This window comes from Nocardiopsis dassonvillei, assembly GCF_964273065.1.
GTDB lineage: Bacteria > Actinomycetota > Actinomycetes > Streptosporangiales > Streptosporangiaceae > Nocardiopsis > Nocardiopsis dassonvillei_B.
The window spans coordinates 1,656,675-1,673,926 of sequence record NZ_OZ186815.1 but is presented as its reverse complement, the minus strand read 5'-3'; the positions used below and the strand labels follow the sequence as shown (position 1 = coordinate 1,673,926).

Here is a 17,252-nt window from a genome sequence, read left to right as displayed (position 1 = left end):
CGGGGTCAACGGGGGGCGGGGACCGGCAACCGGGCGACCAGCTTGGCGACGATCTGCTCGGCGGTCAGCCGTTCCATCTGCGCCTGGGGTCCGGGCAGCAGGCGGTGGGCCAGGACGGGCACGGCCAGGTTCTGCACGTCGTCGGGGACGACGTAGTGGCGGCCCTCCAGGGCGGCGTGGGCGCGGGAGGCCCGCACCAGGTGCAGGGTGGCCCGGGGGGAGGCGCCCAGGTCCAGCTCGGGGCTGGTCCGGGTGGAACCGACCAGGTCCACGATGTAGCGGCGCATGCCGGGGGCCACGTGCACGCCGCGGACCAGGTCGGCCAGGCGGCGCACGGTCCCGGCGTCGGTGACGGCGGCCAGGGCCTCCAGGGGCGAGTGGGAGCCGTGCGAGTCGATCATGTCGAGTTCGGCCTGGGGGGAGGGGTAGCCCACGGAGACGCGGGCCATGAAGCGGTCCCGCTGGGCCTCGGGCAGGGCGTAGGTGCCCTCCATGTCCGCCGGGTTCTGGGTGGCCACGACCATGAACGGCCGCTCCAGGGGGCGGGTGCGGCCGTCCACGCTGACCTGCCGCTCCTCCATGCACTCCAGCAGGGCGGCCTGGGTCTTGGGGGAGGCCCGGTTGATCTCGTCGCCCAGCACGATGTTGGCGAAGACCGGACCGGGGTTGAACTCGAACTCGCGCCGCTCCTGGTGGTAGACGCTGACCCCGGTGATGTCGCCGGGCAGCAGGTCCGGGGTGAACTGGATGCGCTGCACGGAGCAGTCCACCGCCCGCCCCAGCGCCTTGGCCAGCATGGTCTTTCCGACACCGGGGACGTCCTCGACGAGCAGGTGGCCTTCGGCGAGCAGGACGGTCAGCGCGATGCGCAGGACCTCCGGCTTGCCCTCGATGACCGTTTCGATGGCGCCGCGGATGCGGTCGGCCACGGCGACGACCTCTCCGACGTCCGCCTGGACGCCGCCCCCGTGGCCGCCGTGGTGTGTGCCGAGTGACACGAGACCCCTCCCGCTGCATGTGCCGGTGTTCGGAACCGAGGCTAGGCCCAATCAGACCGATTGCAAACCAAAGTGCCGGAATCGGTCGTCGAATGCGGCCGCGGGCTACGAAAGTGCACGGAAGAGGGGGAATGGCTCTTCTGATCATTCTTGGAACCCCCGGGAAGACGAACGGGGCGGATGTGAATAAGGAGGGCAAAGTGCCCACCGCGGCTTTCCCGGACGGCCTCCCGCGGGCCGATGCGGCCCGTCCGTGCGGCACGCCCGGGGCCCCCTCCCGCCCCCACTCGCACACCACCGCTGTGACCTGCGGATTCCCCGCACGATCAGCCGTTGTGCCCGCATCGGAGCTGTTGACGGTGGGGAAGAGTGGAGTAAGGTGGAGCATCGTGGAGAGGGCGAATTCTCCACTTCGGGGAGGAGGTCGGGAGTGTGTTCCTCGGCACCCACACGCCCCGCCTCGACCAGAAGGGGCGCCTGTTCCTTCCCGCGAAGTACCGCGACGAGCTGTCGGGGGGTGTGGTGATCACGAAGGGCCAGGAGCGCTGCCTCTACGTCTTTCCGGTCAAGGAGTTCGTGCGCATCACCGACTCCCTCGCCCAGGCCCCCGTCACCGACCGCACCGTCCGCGACTACAGCCGCGTCCTCTTCGCCGGCGCCTCCGACCAGACCTGCGACAACCAGGGGCGGGTCACCGTCCCGGCCCCCCTGCGCGCCTACGCCGGGCTCACCCGCGACTGCGCCGTCATCGGGGCCAACACCCGGTTGGAGATCTGGGAGGCCCGGGCCTGGGCGGAGTACGAGGCGGAACGCGAACGCGAGTTCGCGAACCTGTCCGAGGAGGTGCTGCCCGGAGTGCTGTGAGTCCGGACACCCCCGGAACCCACGGCACCAGCGAGTCCACACCCTCGCAGCCGGGGTCCGGCGACGGTCTCCGGGCGCGGCGACACGAGCTGGCGCGACTTCCCCGGTGCCAGACCGTCAACGCGGGTCCTCCGGAAGGAGGACAATAGCGGCCGTGTCCGGAGGCCCGCCGGAACCCGGTGCGGCCACGCCACACCGCGGAGCGCACCACATCCGGGCGCGACCGCGGCGAAACGAGGGGGAGCGCGACAGCGTGGAGGAACGGCAGCGCATGGGGCAGACCCGCGGGGACGGGGACGGGGGCACCGGCGGCGACCGCGTCGCGGCCGCCCGCACGGGGGCCGACCCCCTGCATGTCCCGGTCATGCTCGACCGCATCGTGGAGATACTCGCACCGGCACTCCAGAGGCCCGGCGCCGTTCTCGTCGACGGCACACTGGGCCTGGGCGGCCACTCCGAGGCGCTCCTGCGCGCCTGCCCCGGCGCCCGCCTGGTCGGGGTCGACCGCGACACCACCGCACTGGAGCGCAGCGCCGCCCGCCTGGCCCCCCACGCCGACCGCGTCCACCTCGTCCACGCGGTCTACTCCGAGATCCCCCGCGCCCTCGACGAGGCCGGAGCGGCCCACGCCGACGCCGTCCTGCTCGACCTGGGCGTCTCCTCTCCCCAGCTCGACGAGACCGACCGCGGCTTCGCCTACGCCCACGACGCGCCGCTGGACATGCGCATGGACCGCACCCAGCGGCTCACCGCCGCCGAGGTCGTCAACACCTACCCGGTCTCGGAGCTCACCCGAGTCCTGCGCACCTACGGCGAGGAGCGGTTCGCCTCCCGGGTCGCCCGCGCCATCGAGCGCCGCCGCGCCCAGGGCCCCATCGACTCCACCCGCGAGCTCGCCGAACTGGTCCGCGACGCCATCCCCGCCGCCACCCGCCGCACCGGCGGGCACCCGGCCAAACGCACCTTCCAGGGGCTGCGCATCGAGGTCAACGCCGAACTGTCCATCCTCGAACGCACCCTGCCGGCGGCCCTGTCCCGGCTGGCCGTCGGCGGCCGCATCGCCGTGCTGTCCTACCACTCCCTGGAGGACCGCCTCACCAAGAAGGCGTTCGCCGCCCTGGCCACCGACACCACACCCGCCGACCTGCCCGTCCCCCTCCCGGACCGGCAGCCCGAACTCAGGCTCCTCACCCGTGGGGCGGAACTCCCCACGGACGAAGAGAACGAACGCAACCCCCGCGCCCAGTCGGCCCGCCTCCGCGCGGCCGAACGGGTGCGGCCCGCGCGGCAGTAGGGAGAACACATGAGCACGACCAGGACGGACACCCGCCGCGCCGGTGAGCGCAGGCCGCCCGCGCCCCGGCGCTCCGCCGCACGGTCGGCGGCCGGGGCCGAACGCGCACCCGCCCGGCGCCCCGCCGCCGCGACACGCTCGCGCGCACCCCGGATCCCGTTCGTCCTGCTCGTCCTGTGCCTGCTCGGCGGGGCCCTGGTCAGCCTCCTGCTGCTGCGCGGCGTCATCGCCCAGGAGGCGTTCGCCATCTCCAGCCTGCAGAGCCAGAACCGCGAGCTGTCCTACGAGGAGCAGCGCCTGCGCGGGTCCGTCGCCCACCTGGAGACATCCGAGCGCATCGCCGAGGAGGCCGAGGGGATGGGCATGGAACAGGGCGACGCACCCCTGTTCCTGGACCCCGGCCGCGGCGAGGTCAGCGGGGGGACCGGGGACACCGCCGAGGGCGGGAGCGACGGTTGAGCACTCCCCGACGCCCCCGCGACCCCCGCAGGCCCGGCGGCACCGGGAAATCCGGGTCCCGCCCGGCCCGCGCCGCCGCCCAGGACGGCACCCCGCGCGGCGGGGCCCGGTCCGGCGGCGAACGCCGGTCGCCGCGCGAGGCCCGTACCGCGCCCGCCGAACGCCGGCGCCGCCGCCCCGCGCCGCCGCCTCCGCCCCCACCGCTGCTGCGCCGCACCTTCCGGCGCGGAGACCCGGGCAAGCGCATCCGGTTCGGCGGAGCCCTGATCCTGGCCGTACTCGTGCTGTTCGCCGGACGCCTGGTGCAGATCCAGGGCGTGGAGGCCGAACGGTACGCCGAGGCGGCCTCCGACCTGCGCCTGCAGACCATCGACATCCCCACCCTGCGCGGAGCGATCACCGACGCCTCCGGCGAACCCTTCGCCCTGTCCATGGAGATGCGCACCGTCTTCGTCGACCCAGAGGAGGTCCGCGAGGACCAGCGCCAGGAGATCATCGACGAACTCGTCGCCCGCTTCGGCCTCGAGGAGGAGGAGGTCGCCGCCAAGGTCGACGCCAAGCCGAGCCGCTACCAGGTGGTCGCCCGCAAGGTCCCGCCCGGCGAGTGGCGGGAACTGCGCGACATGGAACTGCGCGGGCTGGGCGCCGAGGTCGACTACCAGCGCGTCTACCCCGAGGAGACCGGCGCCGCCGACCTGGTCGGCTTCGTCGGCAGCGAGGGCCACGGCCTGGAGGGGCTGGAGGCCTACATGGACGGGGTCCTGGCCGGCGAGGCCGGCAAGCGCCAGGTCGAGGTCGGCGTCGACGGCACCCAGATCCCCATGGCGGGCGGCCTGGTCAAGGACCCCGTCCCGGGACAGGACGTGCGCCTGACCCTGGACCGGGACGTGCAGTGGTACGTCGCCCAGACCCTGGCCGCCCGGGTCGAGGAGCTCAAGGCCGACGGCGGCAGCGCCATCGTCATGATCCCCGACACCGGCGAGATCATCGCGATGGCCGACTACCCCACCTACTCGCCCTCGGACATCTCCTCCAGCGGCCCCGAGCAGTGGTCCAACGGCGCGGTCGCCGAGACCTTCGAACCCGGCAGCACCAACAAGGTCATCACCGTGGGCTCCGCCCTGGAGGAGGGACTGACCACCCCGGAGACGGTCTACACCGTCCCCTACGCCCTCCAGTACTACGACCAGACCTTCCGCAACTCCAGCAACAACGGCACCCAGCGCCTCACGGTCAACGGCATCATGGCCCAGTCCAGCAACGTCGGCACCATCAAGATCGCCGACCAGGTGGGAGCCGGGGTCCTGCACCGCTACATGACCGAGTTCGGGCTCGGCCAGCCCACCGGACTGGCCCTGCCCGGCGAGGAGACCGGTGTCCTCAGCGACCCCGAGGACTGGTGGGGCACCCAGCTGCCGTCGGTGTCCATCGGCCACAGCGTCACCGTCAACGCCGTCCAGATGGCGTCGGTCTACGCCACCGTCGCCAACGGCGGCGTCCGGGTGGAACCGCGCGTGGTCGCCGGGACCGTCGACACCGAGGGCGACTTCACCCCCGCCGACGAGGCCGGGCGCGCCCGCGTGATCAGCGAGGAGACGGCCGCCGACCTGGCACTCATGCTGGAGGCGGTCACCAGCGACGAGGGCACCGCGCCCCAGGCCCGCATCGACGGCTACCGGGTGGCGGGCAAGACCGGCACGGCCAACCGGGTCAACCCCGAGACGGGCACCTACGAGGGCGGCGGCTACACCGCGACCTTCGCCGGGTTCGCGCCCGCCGACGCGCCCGAGGTGGTCGTCCAGGTGGTCCTGCACAACCCCCAGGGCACCTACTACGGCGGCGAGGCGGCCGGGCCCGTCTTCAACGACATCATGTCGTTCGCGCTCAAGACACTGAAGGTCCCACCGACCGACACCGACCCGCCCGCCATCCGGCTCTTCGAGGAGGAGGACGGCGAATGACCGGGGGCACGGGGCGGCGGCCGAACCCCTTCGGGCCTCCGCTCCTCCCGCCCGTCACCCGCCACCGCCCTCAACGGACGGCCCGGTGGCCGACTCCTTTCCTGCCCGTCACCCGCCACCGCCCTCAACGGACGGCCCGACGGCCGACTCCTTTCCCGCCCGTCACCCGCCACCGCCCTCAACGGACGGCCCGGTGGCCGACTCCTTTCCTGCCCGTCACCCGCCACCGCCCTCAACGGACGGCCCGGTGGCCGACTCCTTTCCTGCCCGTCACCCGCCACCGCCCTCAACGGACGGCCCGGTGGCCGACTCCTTTCCTGCCCGTCACCCGCCACCGCCCTCAACGGACGGCCCGGCGGCCGGCGGTCCATTCCCCGGGGACGTCTCCTCAGGGACCTCCGGAGCCCGGCCGGGCGCCCCCGCCGTGCAGGTGCCGCCGCACCGACCGGATGTGCTCCGGGCCGGTGCGGCAGCACCCGCCCACCAGCACCGCCCCGGCCCGGTGCCAGGCCACCGCCGCCGCACCGAACTCCTCCGGGTCCGACACCCCCGTCCACCGCTGCGAGCGGGCGTCCCACACCTCACCGGAGTTGGGGTAGGCCACCGCCGCGAACCCGGCCGCCACCACCGCCCCCACCAGCTCCGGCACGAACCGCGGCGCCGTGCAGTTCACCCCCACCGCCACCAGCCCCGCGGCCGCCGGGGACGCCGCCAGCTCGGCGGCCAGCGCCCGCAGCGGCGTGCCGTCCCCCAGCCGCTCCCCGTCACGGCAGGACAGGCTCAGCCACGCACGCACCCCCGGTGTCTCGGCGACCAGCCGCGCCAGCGCCCGCGCCTCCGCCGCCGACGGCACCGTCTCGCAGGCCACCAGGTCCGCCCCCGAGTCGACCAGCACCCGCCAGCGCTCCCGGTGCCAGGCGTACAGCCCGTCCTCGTCCAGGTCGTAGGCGCCGGTGTACTCCGAGCCGTCCGCCAGCGCCGCACCGTAGGGGCCCACCCCCGCGGCCACCAGCCCCGACCCGAACGCGTCCCGCTCGGCCCGCGCCAGCTCCACCGACCGGCGCACCAGCCCCAGCGCCTCCGACCGCGACCGGCCCCGCGCCACCAGCACCGGAACCGCCGCCTGGTAGCCCACCGCCGTGGCCACCTCCGCGCCCGCCGCGAAGTAGTCGCGGTGCACCCGCCGGATCGCGTCGGGGTCCTCGGCCAGCAGCCGCGCCGACCACAGCCCGCCCGACAGGTCGTACCCGTACTCCTCCAACCGGGTCGCCGACCCGCCGTCGAGCACCACCGGCCGCCCTCCCGCGACCGCCTCCGCCACCCGGTCCATCGGCCCCACCCCCGCCCACCACGGTATTCGGACACGGGCCGGATCGGCTCCGCCCCAGCGTGGAAATTACCGGCCGATCCGTTCCAACGGTTACCCTCCACAGGTGCCACCGGTAATGCGACCTGAACACACGCCACTGCGACCCCTGTCCGACCTCGTGCCGCTGCTCGGCCCGGACGCCGTCCTGCTGCGCCCGGACCTGGCCCCGGACCACCCGGTCCCGGCCCGTGAGGTCCAGGTGCGCGGCATCACACACGACTCCCGGCAGGCGGGCCCCGGAGACCTGTACGCGGCCCTGCCCGGTACCCGCGTCCACGGCGCCGAGTTCGCCGACCAGGTCGCCCTGGCCGGCGCCGCCGCGATCCTCACCGACCCCGAGGGCGCCGACCGGGCCACCACCACCGGCCTGCCCACGCTCGTCGTCCCCGACGTGCGCGCCGCCCTGGGCACCGTCGCCTCCTGGGTCTTCAAGGACCCCTCCGGCGACCTGCTGCTCATCGGCACCACCGGCACCAGCGGCAAGACCACCGTCTCCTACCTGGTGGAGTCGGGGCTGCGCCGGGCCGGCATGGGCACCGGCCTCATCGGCACGGTCGAGATGCGGGTCGGCGACGAGCGCGTCGACTCCTCCCTCACCACCCCCGAGGCGACCGACCTGCACGGCCTGTTCGCCCTCATGCGCGAGCGGGGCGCCACCGCCGCCGCCATGGAGGTCTCCAGCCACGCCCTCGCCCTGGGCCGGGTCGGCGGCGCGCGCTTCGACGTCGCGGTCTTCACCAACCTGTCCCAGGACCACCTGGACTTCCACAGCGACCTGCGCGACTACTTCGAGACCAAGGCGCGCCTGTTCACCCCCGAGTACTGCGACATCGCCGTCGTCAACGCCGACGACCGCTTCGGCCGCGCGCTCGTGGACATGGTGCAGGCCGGGGGCAAGGTGCCCGTCACCACCTTCGGCGTGGAGGGCTTCTCCGACGCCGACCCCGAAACCGCCCTGGCCGCCGACTGGAACGCCGTCGACGTGCGCCTGGGCGCGGCGGGCAGCACCTTCCGCATCGTCGGCCCCGGCGGCATGGAGGCGCAGGCCTCCGTCGGCCTGCCCGGTCCCTTCAACGTCTCCAACGCCATGGCCGCCATCGTCGGCCTGGTCGAGGCCGGACTGCCACTGGAGACCGCCATCGAGGGCGTGGCCGCCGCCCCCGGCGTCCCCGGGCGCATGGAGAAGGTCCTCGCCCGCGAGGCGCCCCCCTCCTTCCAGGACTTCACCGCCCTGGTCGACTACTCCCACAAACCCGGCGCCGTCGAGGCCGTCCTGTCCTCGGTCCGCTCCATCGCCGAGGGCGACGTCACCATCGTCCTGGGGTGCGGCGGGGACCGCGACCGCGCCAAGCGCCCCCTCATGGGCGAGGCCGCCGCCCGGCTCGCCGACCAGGTCGTCATCACCAACGACAACCCGCGCACGGAGGACCCCGTCGCCATCGCCGCCGCGATGCTGGAGGGCGTCACCCGCGTCCCCGAGGACGAGCGCGCCCGGATCACCGTCGAGCTCGACCGGGCCGACGCCATCCGCCTGGCCGTCGCCCGCGCCCGGACCGGCGACGTCATCGTGGTCGCCGGCAAGGGCCACGAGACCGGCCAGTACGTCAAGGGCGAGGTCCTGCCCTTCGACGACCGCGAGGTGCTCCGCGCCGCCATCGAGGAGCACCTGTCCGTGGACGTGCGCGAGCGCCTGGGCGTCGCCCTGCTGGACGTCCACAAGCCCGCCGACGGAACCTGAGGGCCCTCCGGCGCGGACCGCCACCGCGGTCCGCGCCGGTGCCGGCCCCGCCCCGTGCGCTGTGCGAACGGGGCGCCGCCGACGGTCACGAAGTGGCGGATATTGCCGACCACGGGCCCTGCCGGGACCCCGGACACCCCAACATGTTCTAAGGTGGGTGCGGCAATCGCAGCCCGAACACCCGCCGCCCACCGGTGGCGCCATGGATGTGGCCGCCCCCCGTCACCACCGCGATGGGACACGGCGCGGCACCTCGTGCGCGCTCGCCCGCGGTGCCATCCCCCGACCCGAGTCCTTTGACCGGGTGGCCTCCCGTCATCCCGTGGTCGCCGCGGGTCGGGCCTGACCTGAGGAGTGGATTTGATCGCGCTCACGCTCGATCGGATCGCCGAGATCACCGGAACCGCCCTGGGCGGATCCGCACGCCCGGACGCCGCGGTCGACGGCCCCGTCGTCGTCGACTCGCGGCTGGTGGGACCCGGATCCCTGTTCGTCGCCCTGGGCGGCGAGCGGGTCGACGGCCACGACTACGCGCGGGCCGCGGTCGAGGCGGGGGCGGTCGCCGTCCTGGCCTCCCGCCCCGTCGACGCGCCCCACCTGCTGGTCGAGGGCGGTGACACCGCCGTCGTGGCGGCCCTGGCCCGGCTCGCCCGGTACACCGCCGACACCCTCACCGACCCCGCCCGCGGGGCCGAGGCCGCCCAGATCGTCGGGATCACCGGCTCCTCCGGCAAGACCACCACCAAGGACCTCATCGCCCAGGTCCTCACGCGTCTGGGCCCCACCGTCGCCCCGGCCGGCTCGTTCAACAACGAGATCGGCCACCCCCTCACCGTGCTGCGCGCCGACACCGGCACCCGCCACCTGGTGCTGGAGGTCGCCGCCCGCGGCATCGGCCACATCGCCCACCTGTGCCGGGTCGCCCCGCCCCGCATCGGCGTGGTCCTCAACGTCGGCAGCGCCCACATGGGCGAGTTCGGCGACCGCGACGCCATCGCCAAGGCCAAGGGCGAACTCGTCGAGGCGCTGCCCCCGGGCGCGGACGCGCCCGGCCGCGGCGGCGTCGCCGTCCTCAACGCGGACGACCCCCGGGTCAAGGCCATGGCCGCCCGCACCGCCGCGCGCACCGTGTTCTACGGGACCGGCGAGGACACCGACGTGCGCGCCGCCGACGTCGTCATCGGCGACGACGGCGCCGCCTCCTTCACCCTGCACCTGGACGGCACGACGGCCCCGGTGAAGCTCGCCCTCGTCGGCGCCCACCAGGTCCACAACGCGCTCGCCGCCGCCGCCGTCGCCCGCGAACTCGGCATGGACGCCCCCGGCATCGCCGCCGCCCTGGGCGCGGCCTCCCCGGTCAGCCGCTGGCGGATGGAGGTCACCGAGCACGACGGTGTCACCCTCGTCAACGACGCCTACAACGCCAACCCCGAGTCCATGCGGGCCGCACTGACCACCCTGGGCGCCCTCGCCCGGGGCCGCCGCCCCATCGCCGTCCTGGGCCACATGGCCGAACTGGGCGGCGAGGGGCGCATCGAACACGAGAAGATCGGCGAACTCGCCGCACTGACCGGAGTGTCCCACCTGATCGTGGTCGGCGACCAGGCCGAGGGCATCGCCGCCGGAGCCGAACGCACCGGCCGAGAGGGACAGTGGGCGGGCGAGACCGTCCGGGTCGCGGACGCCGCGGCGGCCGCCGCGGCCCTGCGCGCACGGATGCGCGCAGGAGACGTCGTCATTGTGAAGGGATCACGGGTGGCAGCACTCGAAAAGGTTATCGACCTCATCACCGAAGGTGATGTCCGGTGATCGGCATCTCCATCGCGGCGGCGCTGTCGCTGATCGTCTCCATGGCGCTGATGCCGCCGCTGATCAAACTGCTGTACCGCTTCAAGTTCGGCCAGGAGGTCCGCGACGACGGCCCCGAGGGCCACAAGACCAAGCAGGGCACGCCCACCATGGGCGGCATCGTCATCATCCTCGGCGCGGTGATCGGCTACTTCGGCTCCCACCTGGTGCTGTCGCTGGTGCAGCCCTCCGCCACCGGCCCCACCGCCTCCGGCCTGCTGGTGATGTTCCTGTTCGTCGGCATGGGCTGCGTCGGCTTCCTGGACGACTTCATCAAGATCTACAAGCGCCGCAGCCTGGGCCTGCGCAGCGGTGCCAAGATGGTCGGACAGGCCGTCGTCGGCGTCGGCTTCGCCTACGGCGTCACCATGTTCCCCAACGGCTACGGCTACACCCCCGCCGCCCCCAGCCTGTCCTTCCTCCGCGACTTCGGCCCCCCGCTGATGATCGTCGTGTTCGTCATCTGGGCGCTGTTCCTCATCGTCGGGTTCTCCAACGCCGTCAACCTCACCGACGGCCTCGACGGCCTGGCCACCGGGGCCACCATCCTGTCGCTGGTCGCCTACGTGATCATCGGGAACTGGCAGCTGCGCCAGTCCTGCGTGTCCTACCTGTCGACCAACTGCTACACGGTCCGCGACCCCCTGGACCTGGCCGTCGTCGCCTCGGCGGTGCTCGGCTCCTGCATCGCCTTCCTCTGGTTCAACGCCCCGCCCGCCAAGGTCTTCATGGGCGACACCGGCTCCCTGGCCCTGGGCGGCCTCATCGTGGGCCTGGCCATCACCACCCGCACCCAGCTCCTGCTGCTGCTCATCGGCGGCCTGTTCGTCATCATCACCATGTCCGTGATGATCCAGATCACCTCGTTCCGCCTCACCGGCAAACGCGTGTTCCGGATGGCACCGCTCCAGCACCACTTCGAGCTCAAGGGATGGGCCGAACCGACCATCGTCATCCGCTTCTGGATCATCCAGGGCCTGTTCGTGGCCGTCGCCATCGGACTGTTCTACCTCGAATGGATGCCGAGGTAACCCCGATGCCCCACCACCCCGCCACCTCCACCCCCTTCACCGGCCTGCGGGTCTGCGTCGCCGGCCTGGGCGTCTCCGGCCCCCCCGTGGTCCGGCTCCTGCTGGAGCACGGGGCCCGCGTCACCGTGGTCGACGGCCGCGACGACGACACCGTCCGCCCGGTGGCCGCCGAGCTCACCGAGGCCGGGGCCGAGGTCGTCCTGGGCGCCACCCCGCTGCCCGGGGAGTGCGACCTCGTCGTCACCTCGCCCGGCTGGCGCCCCGACGCTCCGCTGCTCGTCGCCGCCGTCGAGGCGGGCATCGAGGTCATCGGAGACGTCGAACTGGCCTGGCGGATCAAACCCGCCGACCAGCTGTGGCTGGCCGTCACCGGCACCAACGGCAAGACCACCACCGTGCGCATGCTGGAGGCGATGCTGCGCGCCGACGGGCGCGACGCGCTCGCCGTCGGCAACGTCGGCACCCCCGTGGTCGACGCGGTCCGCCCCGACGCCGACGGCCGCCACCCCCGGGTGCTGGCCGTGGAGCTGTCCAGCTTCCAGCTGCACTGGTCCTCCAGCCTGCGCCCGCACGCCGCCACCATCCTCAACGTCGCCCCCGACCACCTGGACTGGCACGGCGGCCTGGAACCCTACGCCCGCGCCAAGGGCGCGGTGTTCGCCCCCGGCACCATCCGGGTCGTCAACCTCGCCGACCCCTGGTCGGTGCGCCTGGCGGAGGAGGACGGCGACCCGCACGCCCCGCTGGTCGGCTTCGGCCTGAGCACCCCGCGCCCGGGCGAGCTCGGCGTCGTCGAGGACCTGCTGGTGGACCGGGCGTTCGTCGACGACCCGGTGTCCAGCGCCGAGGAGCTGGCGGGCCTGGCCGACGTGCGCCCGCCCGCCCCGCACAACGTCGCCAACGCCCTGGCCGCGGCCGCCCTGGCCCGGTCGGTCGGCGTCGCACCCGCAGCCGTCCGGGCCGGGCTGGCGGCGTTCGCCCCCGAGCCGCACCGCATCGCGTACGTGGCCTCGGTGGCCGGGGTCGACTACGTCGACGACTCCAAGGCCACCAACCCGCACGCCGCCGCGGCCTCCCTGAGCGCCTACGAAACGGTGGTGTGGATCGCCGGGGGCCTGCTCAAGGGCGCCGAGGTCGGCGAACTGGTGGCAGCGGCCGCCGGACGGCTGCGCGGGGCGGTGCTCATCGGCGCCGACCGGGCCCGCCTCCGCGAGGCCCTGGCCGAGCAAGCCCCCGACGTCCCGGTGGTGGAGGTCGACGGCCCCGCCCCCGGCGCGCCCGAGGGGCACACCGTCATGGACGCGGTCGTCGCCGCCGCCGCCGGCCTGGCCCGGGAGGGCGACACCGTGCTGCTGGCCCCGGCCGCGGCGTCCATGGACATGTTCGCCAACTACCCCGAACGCGGACGCCTGTTCGCCGAAGCGGTCCGCCGACTGAGCTGAACCACCCGGTCACCGCCCTGCGTGATCACATGCGCGCGGGCGGTGATCGGTGTGCGCAGCACCACGCCTTTCCGCGTCGAAGATGGCCAACACGCGGGAAATGTCCACGGTTCCCGCCCCGCGGTTCGCCACTATTGAGGCGCGCAGGTGCGGAGGGTGGGTGCGGATGGCGACGACGACGATTCCCGGGGTGGCCCGAACACGGGGCACGACGGCGGCCAAGGGGCGCGAGCGCGCCCTGTGGAGGGAATGGGTCGGGGCCCTGGACCGGCCCCTGACCTCCTACTACCTGATCCTGGGCACGGCGGTGCTGCTCATCGCCCTGGGCCTGGTCATGGTGCTCTCCTCCACCATGGTCAAGTCCATCAGCGAGACCGGGTCCTCCTTCTCCCTCTTCCAGAAGCAGCTGGTGTCGGCCGCCGTCGGCCTGCCCCTGATGATCCTCGCCTCCCACCTGCCCCAGCAGATCTTCCGGCTGATCGGCTACCCCGCCATGATCGTGTCGGCCGCGCTCCTGCTCCTCACCGTCTTCCAGGGGGTGGAGGTCAACGGCGCCACCCGCTGGCTCGACATCGGCGGCCTGGTCGTGCAGCCCTCCGAGCCCGCCAAGCTCGCCTTCGTCCTGTGGGGCGCCGGCATCCTGGCCCGCAAGGACGAACTCGGCGAACTCACCGAGTGGCGGCACCTCCTCTTCCCGCTGCTGCCCGGCTGCGGGCTGCTCGTCCTGCTCGTCCTGCTCGGCTCCAACCTGTCCACCGCCCTGGTGTTCCTCGTCACCTTCCTGGGCCTGCTGTGGATGATCGGGGCGCCCGGCAAGCTCTTCGTCGCCATGTTCGGCCTCGTCCTGGGCCTGGCGGTCATCGCCATCGCCATCGAGCCCTACCGCATGGCCCGCGTCACAGCCCTGTTCGACCCCACCGCCGACCCGCTCGGCGACAACATGCAGTCGCTGCACGGGCTCTACGCCCTGGGCACCGGCGGCATCCTCGGCGTCGGCATCGGCGCCAGCCGCGAGAAGTGGGGCTTCCTGCCCTTCGCCGAGTCCGACTTCGTGTTCGCCATCATCGGGGAGGAGTTCGGCCTCATCGGCACCCTGCTCGTCCTGGCGCTCTTCGGCGTCCTGGGCTGCGCCGGGCTGCGCGTCGCCTCCCGGGTCAAGGAGCCCTTCCCCCGCCTGGCCGCCTTCGCCATCGTGACCTGGGTCATGGGCCAGACCATGATCAACATCGGCGCCGTCATCGGGCTGCTCCCCGTCACCGGCGTCCCGCTGCCCCTGGTCTCGTACGGGGGTTCGTCTCTGATCACCACCATGGTGGCCCTGGGCGTGCTGCTGTCCCTGGCCAAGGCCGAGCCCCAGGCGCAGCGGGCCCTGGCGGCCCGGGGTCCCGGCCGGGTGCAAAGGGCTCTAAGCTGGCTGGGCCTGGAGAACGCCACCGCCCCGGCCCCCGGCCGCGGCGGCACCCCGTCTCCCGGGCGCGCCGCCACCGGGCGGGGCCCGCGCAGCGCGGCCCCCCGGAGCGGCAGGACGAAGGCCACTTACGACAGCGGACCGGCCCCCACCGGGGACCGGTCGAGGAGGAATCGGCGACGATGAGGGTAGCCCTCGCCGGAGGCGGCACGGCCGGGCACATCGAGCCCGCGCTCTCCCTTGCGGACGCGCTGCGGCGCATCGACCCCACCACGGAGATCCTCTGCCTGGGCACCGAGCGGGGACTGGAGACCCGCCTCGTGCCCATGCGCGGATACGAGCTGGGGCTGATCCCCGCGGTCCCCCTGCCCCGCAGGATCACCCCGCAACTGCTCAGCGTCCCCGGCAAACTCGCCGGGGCCCTCAGCGCCGCGGGCGACCACCTGGACCGGCTCCAGGCCGACGTCATCGTCGGCTTCGGCGGCTACGTCGCCACCCCCGGCTACCTGGCGGCCCGGCGGCGGCGGGTCCCCATCGTCGTCCACGAGGCCAACCCCCTGCCCGGGCTGGCCAACCGCCTGGGCGCCCGGCTGACCCCCCACGTCTTCACCGGGCACCCCCACACCCAGATCCGCAACGGCCGGTTCGTCGGCATCCCCCTGCGCCAGCAGATCACCACCCTGGACCGGCTGGCCATGGGCGACAAGGCCCGCACCTACTTCGGCCTGCGCCCCGACCTGCCCACCCTGCTGATCTTCGGCGGCTCCCAGGGCGCCCAGCGCATCAACGAGACCGCCTTCGCCTCCCGCGACGCCTTCCGCGACCGCGGTGTCCAGGTCCTGCACGTCGTCGGCCCCAAGAACGCGGACGAGCCCCAGGACCTCACCCAGGACGGGATCCCCTACGTCGCCGTCCCCTACGTCGACCGCATGGACATGGCCTACGCCGCGGCCGACGTGGCCATGTGCCGCTCCGGCGCGATGACCTGCGCCGAACTCACCGCCGTCGGCCTGCCCGGCGCGTTCGTGCCGCTGGCCATCGGCAACGGGGAGCAGGCCCTCAACGCCGAGCCCATCGTCCAGGCCGGCGGCGGCCTCATGGTGAACAACGCCGACATCTCCGTCGAGTGGATCACCGGCACGCTCATCCCGCTGCTCACCGACACCGACCGGGTCGTCGCCATGTCCGAGGCCGCCGCCCGCATGGGCCGGCGCGACGCCGACATGGAACTGGCCCGCGAGGTCATGGCCATCGCCCGCGGCGACCGGCCCACGCCGGAGCTGCCCGTGCCCGACGACGACGGCGACGACGCCTACTACGACGACGGGAAGGACGCCCGATGAGCCTGGTGCGACCGACCGACCCGGTCCCCGTCGACGAACTGGGGCGCACCCACTTCATCGGCCTGGGCGGCGCCGGCATGTCCGGCATCGCCCGCGTGCTGCTCCAGTCGGGCGTCGAGGTCTCCGGCAGCGACGCCCGCGACAGCGACACCCTGCGCGAGCTGGAGGAGATGGGCGCCCGCGTCCACGTCGGCCACGCCGCCGAACACCTCGGCGACGCCGAGACCGTCGTCGTCTCCTCCGCCGTCCGGGAGGACAACCCCGAACTCGCCGAGGCCCGCCGCCGCTCCCTGCGCGTCCTGCCGCGGGCCGCCGCCCTGGGCGCCCTGCTGCTGGGCCGCGAGGGCGTCGCCATCGCCGGGACCCACGGCAAGACCACCACCACCTCGATGGTCACCGTCGTCCTCCAGCACCTGGGGGTGGACCCCGGCTACGTCATCGGCGGCAAGCTGGTCACCACCGGCCTGGGCGCCGACGCCGGCATCGGCGGCCCCATCGCCGTCGAGGCGGACGAGAGCGACGGCTCCTTCCTCATGCTCTCCCCGAAGATCGCCGTGGTCACCAACGTCGAGGCCGACCACCTCGACAACTACAGCGGCATCGAGGAGATCCACGCCAACTTCGACGCGTTCGTCGACCGGGTCGAGCGCACCCTCATCGTCGGCATCGACGACGAGGGCGCCCGCCGGGTCGCCGAGACCGCCCGTGAACGCGGCAGGAAGGTCCTCACCTACGGCGAGGCGCCCGAGGCCGACTACCGGATCACCCGCATCCGTCCCCGCGGCTTCACCACCGAGTTCACCCTCGCCACCACCGAAGGCGAGATCGAGGGGACCGTCGCCGTCCCCGGCCGCCACAACGTGCTCAACGCCGCTGCCGCGGTCGCCGTCGCCGACGAGCTCGGCCACGACCTGGAGGTCGCGGTCGAGGGCATCGCCGACTTCGGAGGCGCCGCCCGCCGCTTCGAACCCAAGGGCGCCGCCGGGGGAGTGGGCGTCTACGACAGCTACGCCCACCACCCCACCGAGCTCGAAGCCGACCTGCACGCCACCCGCGGCGCCCTGGCATCGTTCGCCGAGGAGGCGCGCGAGGCCGGGGAGGAGCAGGCGCCGGGCCGCATCATCGCCGTGTTCCAGCCCCACCTGTTCAGCCGCACCCGGATCTTCGCCAAGGAGTTCGGGGCCGCCCTCACCCTGGCCGACGAGGTCGTGGTGCTGGAGATCTACGCCGCCCGAGAGGACCCCGAGCCCGGGGTCACCGCCGAACTGATCACCTCCCAGGTGGGCCACGACCGGGTCCACCACGTGCCCGACCGCGGCGACGCCGTCCGCCTGGCCGCCGAGCTGGCGCGCCCGGGCGACATCGTCCTGACGATGGGCGCGGGCGACGTCACCGAGCTGGGCCCGCTCATCGTGGACCGGCTCGCCGAGGTCGCCGAGGTGGAGGAGGTGGCCGGGTCCCTCGGCCACCGCGGCGGACGGGACCAGGACTGACGCC

Annotated in this window: 13 protein-coding genes; 11 read left to right on the top strand and 2 right to left on the bottom strand. The window is 73.6% G+C overall.

Translation table 11 applies throughout. The annotated features are described in order from the left end of the window. Window positions 1-5 precede the first annotated feature (5 nt). Complete coding sequence (locus ACSUPR_RS07550) at window positions 6-998, bottom strand: AAA family ATPase (RefSeq protein WP_436890412.1); 993 nt, start codon at window positions 996-998, stop codon at window positions 6-8. 432 nt (window positions 999-1,430) lie between these two features. On the opposite strand from ACSUPR_RS07550, the gene mraZ reads away from it, so the two are divergent. The 4 genes from mraZ (at window position 1,431) to ACSUPR_RS07530 (ending at window position 5,576) form a co-directional block, all read left to right on the top strand. Beyond that, on the top strand, window positions 1,431-1,862 hold the full coding sequence (gene mraZ, locus ACSUPR_RS07545; RefSeq protein WP_436890411.1) for a division/cell wall cluster transcriptional repressor MraZ: 432 nt from the start codon (window positions 1,431-1,433) through the stop codon (window positions 1,860-1,862). A gap of 271 nt (window positions 1,863-2,133) precedes the next feature. After that, complete coding sequence (rsmH, locus tag ACSUPR_RS07540) at window positions 2,134-3,156, top strand: 16S rRNA (cytosine(1402)-N(4))-methyltransferase RsmH (protein ID WP_436890410.1); 1,023 nt, start codon at window positions 2,134-2,136, stop codon at window positions 3,154-3,156. A 9-nt stretch (window positions 3,157-3,165) separates the two neighbouring features. Continuing rightward, the gene (locus tag ACSUPR_RS07535) at window positions 3,166-3,615 is read left to right on the top strand and encodes a hypothetical protein (RefSeq protein WP_436890409.1); all 450 of its coding nucleotides are present in this window, start codon (window positions 3,166-3,168) and stop codon (window positions 3,613-3,615) included. Continuing rightward, window positions 3,612-5,576 (top strand): peptidoglycan D,D-transpeptidase FtsI family protein, encoded by a 1,965-nt coding sequence (locus ACSUPR_RS07530; RefSeq protein ID WP_436890408.1) that lies wholly within the window; start codon window positions 3,612-3,614, stop codon window positions 5,574-5,576. The genes ACSUPR_RS07535 and ACSUPR_RS07530 overlap by 4 nt, the downstream gene beginning before the upstream one ends. Window positions 5,577-5,964: 388 nt before the next feature. Here ACSUPR_RS07530 and mmuM read toward each other — a convergent pair whose 3' ends face one another. After that, complete coding sequence (mmuM, locus tag ACSUPR_RS07525; RefSeq protein WP_436890407.1) at window positions 5,965-6,906, bottom strand: homocysteine S-methyltransferase; 942 nt, start codon at window positions 6,904-6,906, stop codon at window positions 5,965-5,967. A gap of 115 nt (window positions 6,907-7,021) precedes the next feature. Between mmuM and ACSUPR_RS07520 the strand changes: the two genes are divergently transcribed. The 7 genes from ACSUPR_RS07520 to murC all read left to right on the top strand — a co-directional run bounded on the left by ACSUPR_RS07520 (window position 7,022) and on the right by murC (window position 17,248). Continuing rightward, the gene (locus ACSUPR_RS07520) at window positions 7,022-8,683 is read left to right on the top strand and encodes a UDP-N-acetylmuramoyl-L-alanyl-D-glutamate--2,6-diaminopimelate ligase (protein ID WP_436890406.1); all 1,662 of its coding nucleotides are present in this window, start codon (window positions 7,022-7,024) and stop codon (window positions 8,681-8,683) included. A gap of 360 nt (window positions 8,684-9,043) precedes the next feature. Then, the gene (locus ACSUPR_RS07515; RefSeq protein ID WP_436890405.1) at window positions 9,044-10,492 is read left to right on the top strand and encodes a UDP-N-acetylmuramoyl-tripeptide--D-alanyl-D-alanine ligase; all 1,449 of its coding nucleotides are present in this window, start codon (window positions 9,044-9,046) and stop codon (window positions 10,490-10,492) included. Further along, window positions 10,489-11,562 (top strand): phospho-N-acetylmuramoyl-pentapeptide-transferase, encoded by a 1,074-nt coding sequence (gene mraY / locus ACSUPR_RS07510; RefSeq protein ID WP_436890404.1) that lies wholly within the window; start codon window positions 10,489-10,491, stop codon window positions 11,560-11,562. The genes ACSUPR_RS07515 and mraY overlap by 4 nt, the downstream gene beginning before the upstream one ends. A gap of 5 nt (window positions 11,563-11,567) precedes the next feature. Continuing rightward, window positions 11,568-13,004, top strand: coding sequence for a UDP-N-acetylmuramoyl-L-alanine--D-glutamate ligase (gene murD, locus ACSUPR_RS07505; RefSeq protein ID WP_436890403.1), 1,437 nt, complete (start codon window positions 11,568-11,570; stop codon window positions 13,002-13,004). Window positions 13,005-13,170: 166 nt separating this feature from the next. Then, the gene (ftsW, locus tag ACSUPR_RS07500) at window positions 13,171-14,598 is read left to right on the top strand and encodes a putative lipid II flippase FtsW (RefSeq protein ID WP_436890402.1); all 1,428 of its coding nucleotides are present in this window, start codon (window positions 13,171-13,173) and stop codon (window positions 14,596-14,598) included. Continuing rightward, a complete protein-coding gene (murG, locus tag ACSUPR_RS07495) occupies window positions 14,595-15,755 on the top strand; it encodes an undecaprenyldiphospho-muramoylpentapeptide beta-N-acetylglucosaminyltransferase (protein ID WP_436890401.1) in 1,161 nt (386 codons plus the stop codon). Before ftsW ends, murG begins: the two co-directional genes overlap by 4 nt. Then, a complete protein-coding gene (murC, locus tag ACSUPR_RS07490) occupies window positions 15,752-17,248 on the top strand; it encodes a UDP-N-acetylmuramate--L-alanine ligase (RefSeq protein ID WP_436890400.1) in 1,497 nt (498 codons plus the stop codon). The genes murG and murC overlap by 4 nt, the downstream gene beginning before the upstream one ends. Window positions 17,249-17,252 lie beyond the last annotated feature (4 nt).

Coding starts and splice junctions, on each gene's coding strand:
- ACSUPR_RS07535 (WP_436890409.1), top strand. CDS start 3,166: ATGAGCACGACCAGGACGGACACCCGCCGCGCCGGTGAGCGCAGGCCG.
- murG (WP_436890401.1), top strand. CDS start 14,595: ATGAGGGTAGCCCTCGCCGGAGGCGGCACGGCCGGGCACATCGAGCCC.
- rsmH (WP_436890410.1), top strand. CDS start 2,134: ATGGGGCAGACCCGCGGGGACGGGGACGGGGGCACCGGCGGCGACCGC.
- murC (WP_436890400.1), top strand. CDS start 15,752: ATGAGCCTGGTGCGACCGACCGACCCGGTCCCCGTCGACGAACTGGGG.
- ACSUPR_RS07520 (WP_436890406.1), top strand. CDS start 7,022: ATGCGACCTGAACACACGCCACTGCGACCCCTGTCCGACCTCGTGCCG.
- mmuM (WP_436890407.1), bottom strand. CDS start 6,906: ATGGACCGGGTGGCGGAGGCGGTCGCGGGAGGGCGGCCGGTGGTGCTC.
- murD (WP_436890403.1), top strand. CDS start 11,568: ATGCCCCACCACCCCGCCACCTCCACCCCCTTCACCGGCCTGCGGGTC.
- ftsW (WP_436890402.1), top strand. CDS start 13,171: ATGGCGACGACGACGATTCCCGGGGTGGCCCGAACACGGGGCACGACG.